A 20,637-nucleotide genomic window follows, 5' to 3' on the forward strand; every position below is an offset into this window, starting at 1 on the left:
GATCCGCCGGAGCGGAACACCTCTTTTTTTTATTACTGTACAAGTACAGGCGCTGTGTTCTGGATCGTTTCCAAGTACGGAGACTCGCCGCTGGCGAGATGGCGCTTCCAATCGGCGAACGCTTCCTCCTCAAGGCCCAGTTCCAGCAAGCAAGCGCCGCGTTGGAAATAGATCTCCTGCGCTTCTTCGGAGCCCAGTTCCAGAGCTTGCGTGTAGTCTTCGGCGGCCTCTTCATAACGTTCCAGCGCTTGCAACGCCCAGGCGCGGTTGAAGTACAGCACGGCCGCTTGCGGGTGGTGCTGCACAGATGCGGTGAGAACCTCAACCGCTCCCTGTGCATCCTCTTTTTCAAACAGGAGGACGGAGAGGTTGGCGTAGGCTTCCAGCAAAGTTTCGTCTATGGCGAGGGCGGCGCGGAGCGCTTTTTCCGCCGCTTCGGGGTGCTCTTCCGCCATCTCGATCAAGCCCAGCGTGCAGAGAAGTTGCGCGTGTTGCGGGTCTTGGGCGAGCCCTTCCTCCACGTCCAGACGAGCAGCGCCTGTCTCTCCCGCTTCCAGATACAGCGTGGCGCGGTTCAAGCGTCCGTCGAGGTTGGTCGGCTCGATCTCCAAGAGATAGGAGTAGTCGGCGAGCGCTTTTTCAGTTTCGCCCATGCGGTTGTACGCAGCGGCGCGGTTGTAGTAAAGTTCCGGGAACGGCGGCGAAATTTCGATGCCGTGCGTGTAATCATTGATGGCTTCCGGGAGACGATCCATTTTGCTGAACACGTTGCCCCGGTCAAAGTGATACTCCGGGTAATTCGGGTCGATCGCGATCACTTCGTTTAATTCGGAAAGCGCTTCTTCGTAGCGTTTCATCGCGCTGAGGATATGCGCTTTGTTGTTCATGAGCACCGAGCGGTGCAACATCTGCTCGTTCTCGCCGAGCATCTCGTTGAGGCGAGCTTGCCCGTCCGTTACGAGGCGCAGCGCTTCTTCGATGTTGCCGACGTGCATTTCGACGAGGGCGAGGCCGTTGTTGTAGAAAACGGTGCGGAAGATGCGCCCTTTTTCGTCGGAAACTTTCGCGGCGAGGTCCAGCGCTTGGTTGATCCAATAGCGGGCGGTGGAGTGGTCGCGGTCTTGGCGATGGCGGGTGTAGAGCATCGACGTGGCATAGGCGGCTTGCATGAGGATCACTTCGTTGTCCGTGTGGGCGCGGGCGTCGTTGTAGAGAACTTCCGCTTCTTCGGCGCGACCCAGAGCGGCCAGCGAGTTGGTCGATTTCGTCGTGAACGCCCACATCATCTCCAAGTTCTCATCCGACCAATCCACAAATTTGCGGCCTCGCAAGCCGAAGTCCAAGCACGATTCGTAGAACCCCATGTTGAGGCAATAGTCCAAGGGAGTACGCAACGCAAGAATCGCCGCTTTCGTTGAACTCCCCCGTTCACGATGCCACGGGATGGCCCCGAGACCCAAGGTGACCTCGTCACGCGCCACCAACTCGTCCGCCCGTTCATCGTGCAGAGCTTGGCGTTGCTCCTCGGTGAGAGATTCGTAGGCCGCGATTTCCTCGGCACGGTCGGAGATGCCGTCGGATTGCACAAAGCGTTTGGCGAGTGCGAGAACGTCCGTTTCGATTGAAGCCGGTTGGTGCTGGGTTGTCGCCGGAGCTTCAACTCGTTCGGCGTATTTCTCCAGAGCTTCGCGAACCATCTCTTGCTCCATTTCGGGCTTCGTGCTGAGCGTGACTTCAATCTGCGCGGGATGAGCACGGCGCAAAATCGTCGCGAAAAACTCGCCGTCGAGGTGTTCGCAATCCCCCGCGTTTTCAAACACAAGTTTCAACGGGCCCATGCGCGCCGGGTCTGCGAGTTTTTTCAACAGCTCGATGACGCCGTTGGTCAAGCGCAGCGTGCGGGCGCGGGCGTAAAAACGGGTCCGCTCTTCGGGAATGGCGATGGACGTCAGCGTTTCACGGGACGTCGGCACGACTGCACGCAACTCCGGCGCAAGGCTTAAAATTTCGACGACGTGGCGCTCCACAAGCTCCGGCCAGCGCTGCTGCACGGTCGGAATCAGTTGACGCAACAGCTCGCCGGCCGCCGTATACGGACCTCTCAACTGACGATGCGCCTCAATGAAAAAGACACCCTGCCCCGCGTCCCCTGCCCCATACACCGCTTCACGGTCGGCGCGGGTCTGTCCTGTGATCCAACGATGTTTTTGCGTCTGTGCCATGCTCATTTCCCTACTCCTCCTTGGACGATTGATTTTTGACTGCGGCGTCGCGTCAGGCGACCTCGCACATACAGCCACACCACGACCCCGTATTGGATGCCGTTGAAGACGATGAACAGCACCGAATCCAACATCTTGTCGGTGGAGCCGTGCAACAAGTTCATGAAGACGGTGGACAAAAACTTATACGCGATGGGGAACATGACAAACACCAACACGTACAGGAAAAACGCATACCCCACGCTGTACACCGGCCCGTACCACCGCGCCACTTTGGCGTCCGTCTCCGCCCATCGCGACGGGTCGTGCAATTTGTGGTCGGCGCGAATCAGGCGGTACCAGACGTTCGCGATCTTCTGCCGGGCCGTCTCTTGCAAGTTGACGCAGCCGAGGATCGTGACGATGACGTAGTAGATGTCCGTTTGCAAATGGAAGTAGAACTGCCAGAGAAACCGCAGGATTGTAGTGAATGAGAGCGCTAAGCAAAACCGTGCGAAGAGATTGAGCTCGCCTGTGAGGATTTGCGTAATCCCCGCGAGCAGGACCAGCGCCGAGAAAAACAGCACGTCCCCAAACATCCCCGACAAAAACGGTAGATACCGCACTTTGCGCGGCAGGCCGGCGATTCCCGGCATCGACGTTTGGAACACCAGCATGTACATCCGACGTCCGACGCTCAGTTTAGACGGCAGCCCCAGTCGTCGACCGGCGAGCAAGTGCATGCTCTCATGAACCAAAATGCCGAGCATCTGCCCGATAAACAGCCCGAGGATAATCGCGGTTGTATAGTCGGTGAAAAAGACGTGCTTTCGCGCAGGTCGTAACTCCGGGTACTTCCATAGAAACGCAACGCCCGCCCCGATCAACACCGCGTAGAGAATCCAAGCGACTGGAGTGAACGCCCACTTTCCGAGCGTTTGGCCTCGAAGCGTTGGGCTGTCCGAGCGGGAGGTTGCGAGATCATTCGTATGTAGGTCTCCGCCTTCGGGTTCCTCGATGACAAACGTGAGATCGCGCAAGATCTCCAAGAAATCCCCCATGTCGAGCTCTTCGTGATAGGTCTCTTGGTACCAGCGGGCCGCTTCGCCTACGGTGAGACCTGCTTGCAATTGCTTGATCAACTCCGCGCCGTCCTCCGGGAACACGGCAAATGTATCCGTTCCAAACCTCCCGATGGACACCCCTTCCGAGTCGGGGAGGAAGGTCAGCGGGTGCAGGTGTATTTTTCGTTGGTCTTGTTGATCGTCCATGTGAGATTCACCTCAATTCCTTGATGGATAAGAAAAAAAGCGGGGACATCGCTGTGCCCCGCTTTTTTTCCGAAGAGATTAGTAACCTACAACGATAACACACGGTTCGCCGTACAGGGACGCCGCGGTGGTGAGTTTTACAGCCTCGGTTTTCTTAACCATCATTTTTTTCATGATTAATTCCTCCCTTTGGATGTTGGATTATGTAGTTGGAAACTTGTGCTCCCCTCTACGCCTTAAATTTATAACATCTACAATACAAAGTCAATTATTAATTTTCAACAATTTTCGACTAATTAAAACAATAAAAATAGCGAGGCCGTTGTTGGCCTCGCTTTTTGTTCCCTTACGCCATGAACGTGTACGGCAAGCAGTCTTCCGGAATATACAGGGGTGATACGGCGAGCTTGACTGCACCGAGTTTCTTGATCGCCAACGTCTTCATGCTGACACCTCCGTTCAGGGTGAGTTTTGTTCCCTTACCACGTGTTGTACAGGTCGCAACCGGTACCAGGTCCGTACAAGGAAGCTGCGCTGCTGGTGAGTTTTACTACCTCGGTTTTCTTGATGGTGATTTTTTTCATGGGGATTCCTCCTTTCGGGTTCAGGTTGAATGATGTTGTTTGGGTACTCCATGCACATCACAATTCGAATTATCATATTAAAAATAAAATTCAGTTATTACACTTCACAGCAATCAAATTCGTTATGAAACCCTAAATATCCTGTACTAAAAAAATAGGGCATCTGCATATGCAAATGCCCTACATCATTTTCTACCTAGCTTCTTCCTACTCTTCCCTTAACACTTACTAAACCCACAAGCCTCGCACTCATTGCATCCACCCTGTCTCACCAAGCTGTGCTGGTGGCAGTTCGGGCAGAAGTCTTTGCCGGTATTGTAGTCGCGCAGGGACTTGTGTTCGTCGGCGCAGGCGACTTCTTTGTCTTTCAAGAAGTCGAGGTGGCGCAGCGGGAACGTTTCGCTGTGTTCGATGAGCGATTTGGCGATTGCGTCCGGGACGGACGTGATGCGGCGTTCACCGAAGCCTACAGATCCCGAGCCGCCGATGCCGGAGAAGTTTTTCACGAGGAGCGCTTCTTTGTCCGGGTTGGAGGAATCGGAGAGGTAGAGCGAGATCGCACGGCCGAGGGCGACGTTTGATGCGTAGACGTCGGAGCCGGCCTTGCCGATGTTGACGAAGACTTCGCGGGCCAAGCCGTCCTCCGGGTCGTCGTTGATCGTGATGTACGCCGAACCCAGCGGGGTGTCTTTTTTATAGGTCGCACCGTAGAGTACGTCCGGGCGCGGCTTTTTGTAATTCGGTTTGCTGTTGATCACCGGAAGCGGTTCAGCGACTGCGGCCACTTGAGCCTCCGCAGATGCTGTGACTTCCTCCTGCTTGTCTTCTTCCTTCAACGAAAGCACTTGCTCCGAACGAGAACCGTCGCGGTAGATGGTGACGCCCTTGCAACCCAGCTCATACGCCAAATCGTACAGGCGCTTGGTGTCTTCCACGGTATACGAGTTCGGCGCGTTGCAGGTCTTCGAAATCGAAGAGTCGATCCACTTTTGCAGAGAAGCTTGCACCATAACGTGCTCCTCCGGCGTGAGGTCCATCGCGGTCACGAAGTACTCCGGCAATTCCGTTACTCCCGGATGTGCTTCATAGAAGTCGTTGACGATCTTCGCGTTCTCTTCAAACAGACCCAGACGAGAATTGCGGTAGTAACTCCACGCATAGTACGGCTCACAGCCTGTCGAGCAACCCACCATCGTGCCGGTCGTCCCCGTCGGAGCGATCGTCATCGTGGTGACGTTGCGCACGCCATGCTCGCGAATCGCGGCGACGACATGCGGTTTTTCCTGTGCCATGACCTGCATGTACCCCGATTGCAGGTACTTATCGGCGTCAAACATCGGGAACGGGCCGTTCTCCTTCGCCAGTTCCACCGATTCGAGGTAGCACCACTCGGCGATCATGCCCAGCAAGACATCGTTCAACGAAGTCGCAGCTTCCGAACCGTAGCGGATGCCGCAGAACAGCATCAGGTCATGCAGACCCATGATTCCCAGACCCACGCGACGCTCGGCGAGTTGGTTTTTGCGGTTCTCTTCAAACGGGTAGTACGTCGCGTCGATGACCGCGTCTTGGAAACGCAGCCCGGTGCGGACGGCAGTTTCGAGTTCTTCCCATTTAATATGATGCAAGAGGAACTCCGCGCTGGATTCGGCGAAGTGTTTGCCAAGCTCTGCACGAATTTGCTTTTCAAGTGCGGCGTTTGCAAATGTCGCTTTTTCCTTCGTCCCGACGAAACCGACTGCGAAACGGCTGAGAACGACCGCGCCGAGGTTGCAGATGCCGTACGCAGGCAGACCTTGCTCGCCGCACGGATTCGTCGCGATGATCGGGTTGAAATAGTTCGAGTTCGACATGTGGTTGTAACGACCGAGGAAGACAACGCCCGGCTCAGCCGATTGCCAAGCGGATTGCATCATCTCATCCCAGAGCGATTCTGCGTCGAACTGCTCGGTGGCTTCGAAGTCCTCCGCGGACTCCAGCACCGGATAGCCGATCGACCACTTCTCGCCTGCTGCTCGTGCCGCCATGAATTCTTCGGAGACCCCAACTGACAGGTTCGCGCCGGTGATGACGCCGTCTGCTTGTTTGCACGTAATAAACTTGCGAATGTCCGCATGCTTGTCGTTCAAGATCAGCATCAACGCCCCGCGACGGGAACCGCCTTGCAACGTGAGCTGACAGCCCACGCTCATGATCTCCCCGACACCGACCGGACCAAATCCGTTTGCGAACACATAGTTGCCTTTGTCATAGAGATTGCCCCACGAATACGCCCCCGAGCTGCGGCCGTTCACACCGCGCACATAGCTGTAACGCGGACGCAGAGAGGACAAGACCACCGAAACGCGCTTGCCTTTGAGCAACGCTTCCCACATGTCGGCCAGCGTCTCAGCAATTGTGCCACGGGAGTCGCCCGGCACGAGCGTCAACCCGATCACATCTTGCACGACCATGACACCGCTCTCGACGATTTGCTCATACAGGTCGGCCGCTTTCACCGTTTCGCCTTGGACAACCGCACGACCGCTTTCCAGCCAGTCCGAGAGATTGCCGTTCCACAGTTCGTCATAGCCTTCCACAGACGTATCCGGGAATTGGAACGTCCATTCGCCTTCCTCTTCGACGGCACGCAAAAACTCACGGGTCACGCGAATCACTTTGGTCGTGTGCTTGTAGCTTTCTTCCTTCAAAAAGTCGACGACATCGCCGTGCCACACGTCCAGCACCAATTGCACGTCGGAACGCTTGAGTTCTTTGACAGGAGTCAGGCTTCCTTGCGGCGGGACTTGCGAGAGGTTCATGCCGACGCCGCCCGAGCGCGCTTGAATCTCCAACGTTTGTCCAAACGAAAACGCATAGTCGCGCGGCGACGGGCCGACGTTCGGGATGACGAAGCAGTTGTAGGAAGTCGTCTGAATCCCCGTGCCCATCGAAGCGTTGATGCGACCGCCCGGCACGTACTTCCAACCGGCTTGAAGTTGATAAAAACGCTCTTCCCACATCTGCGGGTCGTTCGTCGCTTCTGCCGCCCCGCGGGCAATCCGGGCCCACATCTCACGCGGCGAAGTTTCCTTGAGCACGTCAATCTGATCATAAGGGAGTTCCAGACGATACCCGTCTCGCAATTCCACTTGCACCTGCCGGGTCGCGTCATGAAGCGCGATGACACGCGCCAGTTCGTGGTAGGCGCGCTTTTTATCAACCACGGCTACCACGACGCTGCCGACGCCGAGGGTTTCTTTCTTGGTGTCTTTGAGCAGGTAGCGGTCCGATACGATCCGCTCACCGGTCGGTGCGAGATAATCTTCTTGGGTAAAAGGAAGAATGCTGGTTTGAAGTTCTTGAGTCATCACTGGTCCCCCTTATGAGTAAGCAATCCGAGCACTTCTTGGGCAAACGTCTCCACGTCCTTGAATTGGCGGTAGACGCTTGCAAATCGTACATACGCCACGCCGTCGAGGTCGCGCAGTCGGTCCATCACCTGTTCGCCAACGGCTTCGACAGGGACTTCCTTGTCAAACTCTCTGCGCAACGTCTTCTCTACGTGATCGGCCAACGACTCGATCTCATCGACGGCAATGGGGCGTTTCTCACAGGCGCGAAGCAGACCCCGCAGCAATTTCTCACGCGAGAATTCCTCGCGTTTTTTGTCCTTCTTGATCACCATCAGCGGGGCCATCTCGACTTTTTCATAGGTCGTGAACCGGCGCTGACAGTCTTGGTTCTCACATTCGCGACGGCGGCGCACCGCTTCATCGGTCGCTCGCGACTCAATGACGCGGGAATTCGCTTGGGCACAATACGGACATTTCATGATGTGGGGTCCTCGCTTTCTCTCTCCTGATCGAAACACCATATGTAGTGTTCGTTGACTAACCTATGTGATTATATCCACTAGATTTAGTTAGGGTCAAGAGTCTATAAGTCTATGAAATATGTACCAGCGCGGCGATAGGCGACCCCTAGTTCGTCGAGAATCGCCGAGAATCGTCAAGGAAGTCGAGAAAGGGGCGTAACTTCGTTTGACGGGGATGAGCCCTTGATCGACCGTAGCCGGTTTGCTAAAGTTGGGTCAGAAGACCTAGACTGTTTGTTTGAAAAAAGGAGTGTTGAAGATGGAAGCTGTGTTTCCCCGCGTGGAGACGAATCGGTTGGTCTTGCGCCAAGTAACGCAAGAGGATGCGGAGGATGTGTTTGTGTTTCTGTCGGACCCGGACGTCATGAAGTACTACGGAAACGAGCCGTTCCCCCGCGAGCAAATCGGTTCGTTGATTCAGAAATACGACGACAATTTTGAAAACAAACGCGGCATTCGTCTCGGGATCGAAGAAAAAAACACCGGTCGCATCATCGGTACCTGCGGACTGCAACATTGGGACCACCGGGACCGCTCCGCCGACCTGGTCTACATCTTGCGCAAAGACTACTGGAGCCAAGGGATTATGACGGAAGCGCTTGGCGCATTGATCCAATACGGATTCGAGCAGATGGACCTCTACCGTGTGCAAGGCAAAATCGAAGCACCGAACATCGGCTCGCACCGTGTCGTGGAGAAGATCGGGTTGAAGCGCGAAGGCGTACTGCGAGGCGCGGCCTACACCTTTGGGGAGTTCCGCGATCTCGTGATCTACGGAAAACTGCGGACAGATGAATAATAAGTGAAGAAAAAAGACCCGTTCACACCTCTCAGGAGGTGCAACGGGTCTTTTTTCTCTGCTTATTGCTCTGTGCCTTCCACATGACGGCGAAGGTCGGTCAGCGAGTGCAGGACGACGGTGGGACGTCCCTCGGCGCTCTCGATGTGCTCCTCCTTGGAGAAGCCGGTCAGCACCAGCACGGTGCGCACGTCGGCGTTCACACCGGCGAGGATGTCGGTCTCCAAGTTGTCGCCGACGACGACCGCGCGGTCCTTGCTCACGCCCAGGCGCTCGATGGCGAAGTCGATCATCCTCGCGGCCGGTTTGCCCATGACGAGCGGTTCGGTGCCGGACGCGGTGCGAATCGCCGCCGCCAACGACCCCGAACCCGGTAACAGGCCGTGTTCGGTGGGCAGGGCTTTGTCGACGTTCGTCGAAATGAACAGAGCGCCGCTCTGGATGAGCAGCGAAGCATGTTTCAACTTCTCATAGGAAAAGTCACGGTCGATGCCCTGCACGACATAATCGGCGGGACCTTCCTTGACGACTTCGCAACCGGCTTCGGTCAACGCGGTGTAGAGACCGCCCTCGCCCACGGCGAATACGCGCTTGCCGCTGCGACCGTCCGTTTTGATGTACTCCGCCGCCACTTGGCTTGACGTGAAAACATCCTCCGTCTGCGCCGGAATCCCCAAGTGCCGCAGATGGTCTGCCACTTGCTCCGGGGTGCGGGAGGAGTTGTTGGTGACGTATAAGTATCGTCTGCCGGAACTCTGCAACCATTCGATGAACGCAGGCGCGTCTTCGATCACTTCATTGCCCCGGTAGAGCGTGCCGTCGAGGTCGATCAGAAACGTCTCGATGTCTCGTAGCCATGTCAGGTCTTTCACGTTCACAATCACTCCTAGAAGGTGAAATCGACTTCCGGCTCGTGCGTCCCGGCACGATGGTTGATGGCGCGGGCCACAACGAACAAGTAGTCGGAGAGCCGGTTCAAATAGCGTTGCACTTCCGGGTTGACCGGCTCGTTTTTGGAAAGCGTCACCGCGATGCGCTCCGCACGGCGGGTAATCGTGCGAGCGGTTTGGAGAGCGGCGGCCGATTTGTGTCCGCCCGGCAGGATGAAGCGAGTCAGCTGCGGCACTTCCGCATCGAAGCTGTCGATGTAGGACTCCACTTGCTCGACTTGCTTGGCGCTGACGTAGTAGCCCTTCTCTTCTGCTTTCTCCACCGGCGTCGCGAGGTCGCGGCCCAGATCGAACAGGTCGCGCTGGATGGTGAGCAGTTGCTGTTGCAGGTCGTCCGTTCGGAACGTCACCTCGCGCAGATACGATACACCAAGCCCGATCATCGAATTCGCTTCGTCGATGGTACCATATGTTTCAACGCGCACCGCATCTTTGGGGATGCGATGTCCGTAGATGAGCGAGGTCTCGCCCTTGTCACCCGATTTGGTATAGATTTTCACTCTTACCATCTCCTTTCCCGTCTGATCTTATCATAACGAAAGAGGCCACTCATGACGAGAGGCCTCCTACCGTACATTTTGCGTTTGAATAGCTCCTACGTTGTTTCCCCAAACAACGCAGCTCTCATTTGTTTCCCCTATGTCAGAATTATAAGATACTTTTCTCTGTTTGTAAACACCCGTTATACTACAAAATATAGAGTTTTAGTTGAAGAGGAGGTTTGCTTGCATGGAAGTCACCCCGCACGTCCACCAACTGCCCGTCACCACGCCGACGCTGTTTCCGGCGACCACGACCAACGTCTATCTGGTCGTTCACGGAGATCGGGCGGTGTTGATCGACGCAGGCTACGAACACGAGGAAGCCCATCAAAAAGTGGCGGAGTATGTGAAGCAAATCGGGTCGCCGAAGGTCGAAGCCATTCTCATGACCCATTACCACCACGATCACACGCCGGGGGCGAAGTTTTTCTCCTCGCATTTTGATTGCCCGGTGTACGCCCACCCGCTCGAAGTGGAACTCGTGGAAAAGGAAATCGCGCCCGTAAAAGTCGGCGGGACGCTGGTTGAGGGCGATGTCGTCGACGTGGGCGGTTTGAAATTGCATGTCTTGCACGCGCCGGGCCACACGCACGGTTGCTTGAACTTTTGGTTGCCGGAGGACGGCGTGCTGTTCACCGCCGACAACGTCGTCGGAGTCGGCACGACTTGGATCGGACCCCCGGATGGCGACCTGCGTGTCTACTTGGACACCTTGCGCCGTCTGAAGACCTTCCAAGCCGCTTGGATCGCCCCCGGTCACGGCGGGATGATCTCCGATGTCGAAGCCAAGATCGACTTTTTCATCTCCCGCCGATTGGAACGCGTGGAGCAAGTCTACCAACTCTTGAGAGAACGCCCTCGCACCGAAGCGGAACTGGTCGAAGCGGTCTACCAAGGCAGCGTCCATCCCAGCGTGATGTGGGTGGCGGAGCGCACCATCCAAGGGATTGTGATCCACTTGATCGAGAATGGTCGCGCCCGCGATGTGGACGGCACGTACCACTCCCTGTAATTCAAACCAGAGACCCGACGCCGCGGTGCGAACGGGTCTTTTTTTATAAAAAAAAGTCCGACTGCGCGCGGGCGTGTCGGACTTCTTTTTGCTAGACCTGTTTGTGCGGGCTTTGGAGGAGCTGCAGGAACTCGGCGGCCGGCACCGGTTTGCTGAACAGATAGCCTTGCGCTTCGTCGCAAAACTGCGTGCTGAGGAAGTCGAGTTGTTCCGGCGTCTCGACGCCCTCGGCGGTGACTTGCAGTTTGAGGTTGTGCGCCATCGAAATGATCGTCGGCACAATCGCCGATTCGTGGGTCAACATGTGGGTGTCGCGCACGAAGGACTGGTCGATTTTGAGCCGATCCAGCGGGAACTTCTGCAAGTAGCTCAGCGAGCTGTATCCAGTGCCGAAGTCGTCCATGCCGATGCGCACGCCGAGTTGTTTCAACTTCGTGAGCATCGAGATCGAGCGTTCGACTTCCATCGTCATGCTCTCCGTGATCTCCAATTCGAGAAATTCGGGTTGAAGCCCCGTCTCGTCCAAAATGTCTTGCACAGTTTGCACCAACGTCTCTTGCTGGAACTGGCGAGAGGAAAGGTTGACGCCGATGCGCAAATTGTGGCCCTGCTCCTGCCAACTCTTGCACTGGGCACACGCGGTGCGCATCACCCAATCTCCGATCGGCACGATCAGACCGGTCTCTTCCGCAAACGGGATGAACTGAAACGGCGGCACCAAACCTCGTTCGGGGTGCTGCCAACGAATCAGCGCTTCCGCTCCGACGATCTGCCGGTTGTGGATGTCTACGTAAGGCTGGTAGTAGACGATGAATTCGTCGCGCTCCAACGCTTTGCGCAGGTCGTGTTCCATGACCATTTTGTCAAATGCAACGCTTACCATCTGCGGGTCGAACGATTGATACGTATTGCCCCGCTCCTTGGCGCGGTACATCGCGACGTCCGCGTTGCGCATGAGGTCGCTGACCGTGCGGCCGCTGTCCGGATAGACCGCAATCCCGATCGACGTTTCGAGGCGAATGTCGTAGCCGTTGAGGTGCAGAGGCTCCGAGATGGCTTGCAACAAGTTTTGCGCCGTTTCGTCGATGAGCTCCATGCGTTCTACGCGAGGCAGCAGGACGGTGAACTCGTCGCCGCTCAGACGTGAAACCAGCGCTCCTGGAGGTACGGAATTCACCAAACGTTGCCCAATGGCGCGTAACAAGTTGTCGCCAAAGCTGTGACCGAGCGAGTCGTTGTAGTTTTTGAACCGGTCCATGTCCAGCAACATCGTCGCAACCAGAGCTCCCTGCTTGTCGGCGGCGTCCACTGCGTCTTGCAATTGCTTCATATAGAGACGTCGGTTTGGCAAGCCGGTCAAGTCGTCGTGGTACGCCATGAAGTTGATGGCCTGCTCCGACTCGCGGCGTTCTGTGATGTCTTGGACGATCACGTAGACACCGGAAATCTCAGAGTCTACGTAGATCGGCACGGTTGTCACTTCCGCCAGCACGCGGCGGGTGCGTGTAAGCAACGTCACTTCGAGCATCGAGGAGATGCCGGAGCGAACTTTTTGCGCATGTTCGATCGTGCGTTCTCGGTCCGCTTCATCGATGAACGGGAGGTAGATCATCTTCATCAACTTCTCGGCGCTGTACCCGAGCATTTTTTCTGCGGTGGGGTTCACTTCCACGAAGTAGCCCTGCAAGTCGATGGTGAAAATCGCGTCCGGGTTGTGTTCGAACAACGACTTGTAGCGCTGTTCGCTCAGCTCGAGTTTCGAGGACTGTACAGACAGACGTCGATCCACGACGGCGCTGACGATCACGAACCCGAGGATGACAAGCGTCCCCATCGCAATTCCGTAGGCGATCCCCCAGGAGTTGGTCGATGGATGGTGTGGCAGGCCCGACATGTCCATCGGCATAAATTGCGCAGCCGACATCCCGGTGTAGTGCATCCCGGAGATCGCAAATCCCATCACGACGCTGCTGCCGATCTTGCGTCCCCACAGCCGTCTGTCTTGCGAGTCGCTTCGCAATTGGAACAGCAGATACAGCGCCGCCCAGGACGCCCCCACGGCGATCACGACCGACAGTGTCACCAGAACGGGATCGTACGAGACCATCGCCGACATCTGCATCGCACTCATGCCGGTGTAATGCATGGCGACGATGCCGCCGCCCATCAACAGTCCGCCCAAGAGAAGCGTGCGCGTGGTGAACGTCTCTCGGGAGATCAAGTAAAACGCGATGCCAAACGCCACAATCGCCGGCAAAATGGACAGAAGCACATACCACCAGCTATAGCGAACGGATATCGGCATCTCAAACGCCAACATCGCGATAAAGTGCATCGACCAAACGCCTGTGCCCATCGCAACCGCGCCCCCGATCAGCCAGATGCGGCGCGCGATGTTTCGTGAAGCCGTCACACGAGAGCTGAGATCCAGCGCCGTGTACGACGCGATGATCGCGATGAGAACTGAAATTGCAACGAGGGGCATGTGATAGGTTCCTTGAATCATCCCCATCGGGCTTCCCCCTTTTCCCTTTTTGTCATCCCTGTCCCCGGCATCCCTATGCCAATTCTTCCGGTGTCGGCGTCCCCACGCCTTCAGCCGAATTCCACAGATCGTCCACACGTTTGAAACGCCCGATCACACGCAGCGAATCAAGCGTCGGCGGTACCATTTCCAACTCGCCTCGCGTAACGCCATCCAAGGCGGAGGTCACATCAAACCAGCCGTCTTCCTCCACTTCGCCAACATGCGGCTCCGGCGTCTGCCCCTCGGGCAAGATCGTGAGAAAATAGCGCGTGTCAAAGCGCTTTTTTGACACCTTGCGCGGCGTCAAGCGATGCCCGAAATAACGCAAGAGATCGGTGGCGAGGGTGAGGTTTTCGCTTTCCAAGATTTCATAAAAACTTACATGGCCCGCCAGCATCTCGTGCCGCACATCTCGGTAGGCTTGGGATTGAATCAGTTGCCCCGACGTGTTGCGCGCCAACAAGATTCCGACTTCCTCAAACGCTTCCCGCAGCGCGCACACCCAGTACGCCAAAGGCAGACCTTCTGGGTTGAGCACAGGGTTCAAAGGAACCGCCCGTTTGGCAAAGCGCGGATCGTGGTCTTCCTCGTCCATCTGACCGCCCGGATACACGTAATGACTTGCCAAAAAACGCATCGTGGTCGGTCGCTTCGTCATGTATACTTCCAGCCGCTCGGGCGTTGTTTCTTGACGCACCAACAAAATCGTCGCCGCTTGTCGGATGCTCTCCGATTGGCCTGATTTCTCTGTCATAAGCAAGTCCCTCCGTTTCTCGTATACGATTGTATGCGCTGTAAATGAGGTGCCAGAACATCGTACCATGCCTTAATGGACTCGTTCAACTGTAAGCGATGGTGGCTTGTCCAGGAAGACTCAGGTACACTGAGGGTACGCAACAGAGAGGACGTGACGGAGATGTGGAGTGGACAAGAGTATTCGGGAGAGAGTTTCAATCATGAGGGGTTTTCGCAGGACGAATGGCAGGACTGCACGTTTGTCGCCTGTACGTTTCGAGATGCCGATTTGCGGGAATTGATCACGCGGGGCTGTGTGTTTTCAGAGTGTGACTTCACGGGCGCGCAGTTGAATGCGTCGGAGCATACGAACAGCGCGTTTCTGAATTGCAAGTTCGACCATGCGAACTTTTTGGTCGCGAAGTTCACTTCGTGCAAGATGACGGGGTCGAGTTTTGTGAAGACGAACTTCGGCGGGCTTTCCATCGTCGGCGGTGACTGGTCGTTTGCCAATCTCCGACTGCAAGACCTGCGCGGGCAAAATTTGAAAGGCGTTCGGCTGACGGAAGCCGACCTCTACGGCTGCAACTTGGAAAAAAGCGATCTGCGCGGCGCCGATCTCTCCCGCGCCACACTGACCAATGTCAAATTCACCAAAGCCGATCTGCGCGGGGCGAACCTCGACGCCGTCGACATGCGCACGCTCGACCTGTTCGGGGCGCGCATTGATTTGGAGCACGCCATCCAACTGGCGAAGTCGTTCGGGGCGAAAGTCGAATAGTCTGTGCCTTCTATATAATAGTAGAAAAAAGGAGTGGGCCACGCGGGTGGCTCACTCCTTTTTTACTTTGGGCAAGGTGACGGTGAGTGTCGTCCCTTGGTGCAGCACGCTCTCCGCTCGAATCTTGCCGTGGTGGGCTTCCACGATCCATTGGGCGATGGACAGTCCCAGACCGGAACCTCCCTCGGCGCGGGTGCGGGCTTTGTCTCCCCGATAAAAGCGGTCGAAGATGCGCGGGAGGTCAGCCGGCGCGATCCCAATGCCGGTGTCGCTGATTTTGAGTTCGATGTTCCCCATCGCGGCGTTGCGGCAGGTGAGGTCGATGCGACCGCCTTCGGGGGTGTATTTGAGCGCGTTGTCGAGCAGGATGACGAGCAATTGTCTCATGCGGTTTTCGTCGCCTGTGAAGTCGAGGGAGGATTCGATGTTGGTTTTCAGTTCAATCTCTTGGAGTTCGGCCATCAGGGTGTAATCTTCGGCCACATCACGGACGACTTCATCCAGGGAGAACGTGCGACCTTCGACGAGCGCTTGGTTGGAATCGGTTCGTGCCAACGTGAGGAGGTCGCTGACCAGTTTGGTCATGCGTTTGGTTTCTTTGAGGACGACGGCGACGTTGCGGCTTTGGTCTTCGATGGTATCGTCGGGATGACGCAGCATGAGTTCGGAGTGTGACTGCACGACGGCCAGCGGTGTGCGAAGTTCATGGGAGGCGTCGGCGACGAATTGTTGTTGCCGTTCCCAAGCTTGTCGGATCGGCACCAATGCGCGTCCCGCGAGAAAGAATCCGGCTCCCACCGTCAGCGCACTGCCGAAGACGATGACCATGATCGTGACGACGAACAGCGTGTCGAGCACATCTTGCTCGGCGTCGATGTTGCGCACAACTTGCAGGGTGTTCGTCACTTGTTGGATCGGTTGTCCGCTCAAGTTGCCACGGGAAAACGGGCTGGAGTTCGGGATCTCGATCTGAGTGACGGGGACGGTCAGCACGCGGTAGGAGTGGTTGTCGAGTTTGAGCGTTTGCGGGTCGCGGGAGATCTTGAGACTTTGCAGGGCCTGCAGGTCCGCTTTTTCAAACTTGGAGTCGGGAGGTTGGAGTACGTCGCCCTGTTTGTCGTAGATGATCGTCACGGCCGGTCGGTCGATGGCGCGACCGGTTGGGCGGATGATCGGTTGCATCGGGATGGCGGCGATTTCTTGCAAGTTGGTATCCACGCGGTCGAGTAGGCGGTGCTCGATGTAGATGTAGAGACCGATGCCGCAGGAGATCAGGAGCACGAGAAAGACGACGGCGTTGAGGGTGACCAACTGCACGCGTATTTTTTGAAACATGTCAACTTGTCCCTTTCAAGATGCAGCCGACGCCGCGCACAGTTTGGATGAGATGGTCGCAGCTGTGGACGGCGAGTTTTTTTCGAAGGTAGTGGAGGTAGACGTCGACGACAGACGTGTTGGTTTCGACTTCAAAGCCCCAAACGCGGTCGAAGATCTGCTCGCGGGTGAGAATTTGTTCCCGATTCACGAGCAGGAATTCGAAGAGTTTGTATTCCTTGGCGGTGAGTTTCAAGGGCTGGTTGTCCACGTAGCCGTCGCGGGACTTCGGGCGAATGGAGAGGCGTCCATATGTAAGTTCGCCGTCCGGGTTGACCGACCCGTTGCGTCGGAGCAAGGCGCGGGCTCGGGCGAGCAGTTCGGCGACGGCGAACGGTTTGACGAGGTAGTCATCCGCTCCGGCATCGAGTCCGCGCACGCGATCTTCCACCGTGTCGCGGGCGGTCAGCAAGAGAATCGGGGTGGCGAGACCGCGCTTGCGCAGGTGTTGGAGGATGTCGAGCCCAGAGGTGCCGGGGAGCATGATGTCGAGCACGATCAGGTCGTAGATGCCCTGCTCGGCGAGCATCAAGCCGTCGTCTCCGTGTTCGGCGGTGTCGACGGCGTAGGAGTCCTCTTCGAACATCTGCCGAATGGCGTCGAGCAACGGGCGGTCGTCTTCCACGAGTAAGATGCGCATGCGGGGGCCTCCTTTTTGGATGAGTTTTTTGTGTGACTTCTATTTCTCTATTGTAACAAGAAGAACAGGCATCGTCTGCCTGTCTTCTTGTGTGTAGGTATGTGTAGGTAATGAGAGTGAGGCTGGGTGGCGCTTTTGGGTTGCTAAGCTTGCGGTTGTGGAGATGGTTGGACTTGGAGCTGGGTTTGATTCTGGGTTTGAGCTTTGGTTAAAGACTAGGTTTGAGCTTTGGTTTATTACTAGGCTTGAGGCTGGGTTTGAGACTGATTTTGAGATTGGTTTTTTTGCGATTGTTTGGATTGTTGCCATTGGGCTTTGGTTTGCTTTTGATTCTTGCCTTTGAAATCTTGGCCTTGCTTGAAGTCTTTTTTGATCACGGCCGGGCCTTTGCCTTCGATCAGGTTCGTGACCCTGTCGGCGACGTGGGACTTCATTTCGTTGTACTGGTCTTGCGTGATGTGACCGGCTTTGAGTTGTTCGTCGAGTTGCTTGGTTTGCTGGTCGGTGAAGAAGGTCGTGAGTTGCTCCTTGGTCACGTTGTGCGCCGCGGCGACGTCGAGGAGTTTTTTGCCGGATTGGAGTTCCGTTTTCAACTCGTCTTGGGTGATGTTCAAGAAGTCAGCCAAGTCTTTGCCGCCGAACATGAACTTGTGCGGGCCGCCGTGCTCCCCGAAGGCCATCGCGCCTTTTTTCCCTTCGACGGAGGCTGTCACCATCTCGGTGACGCCTTTTTTCAACGCGGTAGCTTTTTCAGTCGGGAGCTTGCCCGCAGAAATCTCGGCGTCGATTTGCGCGGTCTGTTGCTTGACGAGGAGGTCGATGACTTGTTGTTTGTCTACTCCCTGCCCAGTCGTGATGTCGGCGAGCGTCTTGCCGTCCTTGAGCTGCTGCGCGAGTTCATCAGAGGTGAGGTGCAGGAGAGTCAGCAATTCGGTGTTCGACTTCCAAGACTCCGGACCGCCCTTGATGGCGAACTGAAAGCGTTCCTTGCCCACATGTCCCGACTTGTCGGTTTGCGTGTGGACTTGGGTATTGTCGGGTGTGACAGCCGTCATGTATTTCGTCGACGCCATCGCCACGCTTGCCGAACCTCCCGCGACTGCGATAACAGCTGCTGCGGCCCACAATTTTACCTGTTTCTTCATGTTCCTTCACCCTTTCGATGAGATATTGTCCACTCTACGTTCTCAGTATGGATGGAAGTCCTTAGAATCACCTTAAAAAACGATGTGCAAAACGTGACAATCGCGCTACAATAAACTGGAAACTTATTTCCAAGATTAGGAGGCTGCTTTCCATGACGAATGCCGAACTTTTGACCTCATCCAAACATTTTACCCTCGAACGCCTCGCAGAAGGTGTGTATGCAGCGATAGATACAAATGGGTATGGCGCTTTTAGCAACGGCGGTTTTGTAGACCTCGGAGATCGCACGTTGGTTTTTGACTCGTTTCAAACCCCGCAAGCTGCCCAATACTTGCGCACGGCGGCGGAGCTGTTAACAGGCAAGCCGGTCACACTGCTTGTGAACAGCCATCGACACGGCGATCATGTGCGCGGCAATCAGGTGTTCTGCGATGCTACCATCATCTCGACGAAGCTGACACGCGATTTGATCGAGCAAGACCGAGCTCGTGTGGAGCAGCAGCGCAGCGGAATCGACGGGTATGTAGCAAGTCTTCCGGCGAAAGTGGAAGCCGCTCAAACGGAGGACGAGCGTCGAAATTTGGAGCTGCACCTCTCGCAGATGCGGGAAATTTGCGAGACCATTCATACGTTGGAACTGACACTGCCGACCGTGACGTTTACAGAGCGAGTTGATTTTCATGGCACAAAGCGTCGGGCCGAGTTGCACTGCTTCGGCGGCGGGCATTCACCGAGCGATTCGTTCCTCTACCTTCCTGATGAAAAAATCGCCTTCATGGGCGACTTGATCTTCACAAACGGCCACCTTGCGATCTGGGAAGATGCGCGTGAGTGGCACCGGATCCTCACTCGTGTCCAGAACGAGTTTGATCTTGAAGTGCTCGTGCCGGGTCATGGGCCGGTTGCAGGGATGCAGGACCTTGCGTTTAATCTGCGTTATTTGGAAGTGTTCTTGCAGACGATCGAGGCGGGCAAGGCGCAAAGACTTCAAGCGGAGGAACTGCTTGAACTCCCGATTCCTGATGAGTTTGCGTCACTCGGGTATGCGACCATTTGGCGCGGAAATCTGCGCGTTCAACTTGCTAAGTAATGGTCACTTTTTGTCCCATTACTTTTTACACCCGCTTGAAGACCTAAAAAACATGAAGGAAGACAGATGAAGATTTCTGAACTCCTCGTTACAATGAATTCGTAACCACTTACTCATGAATGGAGAATGGTCAAATGTTGACTCAACAACAGTGGGATTGGATTGGCTATGGAGTTTGGGCCATCATCATCTACATGACGCTCAAACAATTTATGGAGACTCGCCGCCCGGTCAAAGGCAACGGGCTTCGGATCTTGCTTAGCGATATCTTGTTGGTAGCGCCGCTGCCGTGGATTTTCTGGGTATGGGCCAAGCGCGGGGTGTCAGATGATATTCTGATGTGCTTCGTTTACGGCATCTTGCTGGCGATTCCGTACATCCTCTTCACCAACTACGCTCCGAACAAGGAAGGCAAGATTCAGTTCAAATCGAACATCTTCTTCTACATCATCTTGTTCGGTTTCCCGTATGCGCGTTATGAAGTTCGGACCTATATCTTCAAGAACCACCCGATCTTCTTCCAAGAACTGCTCCCGAAAGCGCACATTCCGGACATCGAGATCATGCTCTCCTACTACATCATGGTGCTGGTCGTTTCGACGTTTGTCTGGCGCTTGTGGTCCTACTTCCGCTTCCGTGCAGTGGCGGCCAAAATTCAATCGAAACAATCGCTGAATGCATAAGCAGCCCAAAGGGACGTACCTCTACGTCCCTTTCTTTGTAGGCTGGAAGGATGGAGAACGCGATGGACAGCAAAAATTTCAACCAAGTCACCGACCTGTTTCTGACGATGGGCTACTTGGAGATGGAGCAGGAGATCTCCAAGAGCCAGAACTCATGGCAGGGAATCAAAAAATTGAACCAAGACCTCTTCAGCGTCGTCGAGTTGGTCGTTTTCGGGCACGACCCGGAGAACGTCATCCAGAATTCCGTGGTCATCAACCGACAGAACTTCCTGAACATCTTGGAGAACGTAGAATAGAAAAAGCCCATCCTTCACTTGAAGGATGGGCTTTCTCGATGTATTGCATGGTTGGTGCGGCCAAGAGGACTTGAACCTCCACGGGGTTGCCCCCACAAGAACCTGAATCTTGCGCGTCTGCCAATTCCGCCATGGCCGCATATGAAA

At 55.7% G+C, this 20,637-nt stretch carries 17 protein-coding genes and 1 tRNA gene; 6 read left to right on the forward strand and 12 right to left on the reverse strand.

Translation table 11 applies throughout. The features are described 5' to 3' along the window. Positions 1-32 precede the first annotated feature (32 nt). The 4 genes from JJB07_RS17585 to nrdR form a co-directional block, all read right to left on the reverse strand. The gene (locus JJB07_RS17585) at positions 33-2,228 is read right to left on the reverse strand and encodes a tetratricopeptide repeat protein (protein ID WP_201637282.1); all 2,196 of its coding nucleotides are present in this window, start codon (positions 2,226-2,228) and stop codon (positions 33-35) included. Then, positions 2,225-3,472, reverse strand: coding sequence for a hypothetical protein (locus JJB07_RS17590; RefSeq protein WP_201637284.1), 1,248 nt, complete (start codon positions 3,470-3,472; stop codon positions 2,225-2,227). Before JJB07_RS17590 ends, JJB07_RS17585 begins: the two co-directional genes overlap by 4 nt. 802 nt (positions 3,473-4,274) lie before the next feature. Beyond that, positions 4,275-7,406, reverse strand: a complete 3,132-nt coding sequence (locus JJB07_RS17595; protein WP_201637286.1) for an adenosylcobalamin-dependent ribonucleoside-diphosphate reductase — start codon at positions 7,404-7,406, stop codon at positions 4,275-4,277. Next, a complete protein-coding gene (gene nrdR / locus JJB07_RS17600) occupies positions 7,406-7,870 on the reverse strand; it encodes a transcriptional regulator NrdR (protein ID WP_201637288.1) in 465 nt (154 codons plus the stop codon). Before nrdR ends, JJB07_RS17595 begins: the two co-directional genes overlap by 1 nt. A 301-nt stretch (positions 7,871-8,171) precedes the next feature. Here nrdR and JJB07_RS17605 point away from each other — a divergent pair, with 301 nt between their 5' ends. Further along, the gene (locus JJB07_RS17605) at positions 8,172-8,711 is read left to right on the forward strand and encodes a GNAT family N-acetyltransferase (RefSeq protein WP_201637290.1); all 540 of its coding nucleotides are present in this window, start codon (positions 8,172-8,174) and stop codon (positions 8,709-8,711) included. Between the two features lie 62 nt (positions 8,712-8,773). Here JJB07_RS17605 and JJB07_RS17610 read toward each other — a convergent pair whose 3' ends face one another. Continuing rightward, positions 8,774-9,583 (reverse strand): TIGR01457 family HAD-type hydrolase, encoded by an 810-nt coding sequence (locus JJB07_RS17610; RefSeq protein WP_347338364.1) that lies wholly within the window; start codon positions 9,581-9,583, stop codon positions 8,774-8,776. Positions 9,584-9,597: 14 nt separating this feature from the next. After that, positions 9,598-10,161 (reverse strand): cob(I)yrinic acid a,c-diamide adenosyltransferase, encoded by a 564-nt coding sequence (locus JJB07_RS17615; protein ID WP_201637292.1) that lies wholly within the window; start codon positions 10,159-10,161, stop codon positions 9,598-9,600. A gap of 229 nt (positions 10,162-10,390) precedes the next feature. Between JJB07_RS17615 and JJB07_RS17620 the strand changes: the two genes are divergently transcribed. After that, positions 10,391-11,215: an MBL fold metallo-hydrolase gene (locus JJB07_RS17620; RefSeq protein ID WP_201637294.1), complete on the forward strand. Its 825-nt coding sequence runs from the start codon at positions 10,391-10,393 to the stop codon at positions 11,213-11,215. 91 nt (positions 11,216-11,306) lie between these two features. Here the strand turns inward: JJB07_RS17620 and JJB07_RS17625 are convergent, their stop codons facing one another. Together JJB07_RS17625 and JJB07_RS17630 are read right to left on the reverse strand one after the other, a co-directional pair. After that, positions 11,307-13,727: a bifunctional diguanylate cyclase/phosphodiesterase gene (locus JJB07_RS17625; protein ID WP_201637296.1), complete on the reverse strand. Its 2,421-nt coding sequence runs from the start codon at positions 13,725-13,727 to the stop codon at positions 11,307-11,309. Between the two features lie 46 nt (positions 13,728-13,773). Next, entirely contained in the window at positions 13,774-14,496 is a 723-nt protein-coding gene (locus JJB07_RS17630; RefSeq protein ID WP_201637298.1) for an NUDIX hydrolase, read from the reverse strand. A gap of 162 nt (positions 14,497-14,658) precedes the next feature. On the opposite strand from JJB07_RS17630, the gene JJB07_RS17635 reads away from it, so the two are divergent. Then, positions 14,659-15,258 (forward strand): pentapeptide repeat-containing protein, encoded by a 600-nt coding sequence (locus tag JJB07_RS17635; protein WP_201637300.1) that lies wholly within the window; start codon positions 14,659-14,661, stop codon positions 15,256-15,258. Positions 15,259-15,309: 51 nt separating this feature from the next. Here JJB07_RS17635 and JJB07_RS17640 read toward each other — a convergent pair whose 3' ends face one another. The 3 genes from JJB07_RS17640 to JJB07_RS17650 form a co-directional block, all read right to left on the reverse strand. Beyond that, a complete protein-coding gene (locus tag JJB07_RS17640; RefSeq protein ID WP_201637302.1) occupies positions 15,310-16,593 on the reverse strand; it encodes a sensor histidine kinase in 1,284 nt (427 codons plus the stop codon). Position 16,594: 1 nt separating this feature from the next. Next, positions 16,595-17,272 carry a response regulator transcription factor gene (locus JJB07_RS17645; protein WP_201637304.1) on the reverse strand — a complete coding sequence of 226 codons (678 nt, stop codon included), beginning with the start codon at positions 17,270-17,272 and terminating at the stop codon, positions 16,595-16,597. 239 nt (positions 17,273-17,511) lie between these two features. Next, a complete protein-coding gene (locus JJB07_RS17650; RefSeq protein WP_201637306.1) occupies positions 17,512-18,417 on the reverse strand; it encodes a hypothetical protein in 906 nt (301 codons plus the stop codon). A 152-nt stretch (positions 18,418-18,569) separates the two neighbouring features. Here JJB07_RS17650 and JJB07_RS17655 point away from each other — a divergent pair, with 152 nt between their 5' ends. The 3 genes from JJB07_RS17655 (at position 18,570) to JJB07_RS17665 (ending at position 20,490) form a co-directional block, all read left to right on the forward strand. Next, positions 18,570-19,508, forward strand: coding sequence for an MBL fold metallo-hydrolase (locus JJB07_RS17655; RefSeq protein ID WP_201637308.1), 939 nt, complete (start codon positions 18,570-18,572; stop codon positions 19,506-19,508). 134 nt (positions 19,509-19,642) lie between these two features. Further along, the gene (locus JJB07_RS17660; RefSeq protein ID WP_201637309.1) at positions 19,643-20,191 is read left to right on the forward strand and encodes a CcdC protein domain-containing protein; all 549 of its coding nucleotides are present in this window, start codon (positions 19,643-19,645) and stop codon (positions 20,189-20,191) included. Positions 20,192-20,253: 62 nt separating this feature from the next. Beyond that, positions 20,254-20,490 carry a hypothetical protein gene (locus JJB07_RS17665; protein ID WP_201637310.1) on the forward strand — a complete coding sequence of 79 codons (237 nt, stop codon included), beginning with the start codon at positions 20,254-20,256 and terminating at the stop codon, positions 20,488-20,490. Between the two features lie 52 nt (positions 20,491-20,542). Here the strand turns inward: JJB07_RS17665 and JJB07_RS17670 are convergent. Continuing rightward, positions 20,543-20,629, reverse strand: a tRNA-Leu gene (locus JJB07_RS17670). Positions 20,630-20,637: the final 8 nt, after the last annotated feature.

It is taken from the genome of Tumebacillus amylolyticus, from assembly GCF_016722965.1.
Classification (GTDB): Bacteria; Bacillota; Bacilli; order Tumebacillales; family Tumebacillaceae; genus Tumebacillus; species Tumebacillus amylolyticus.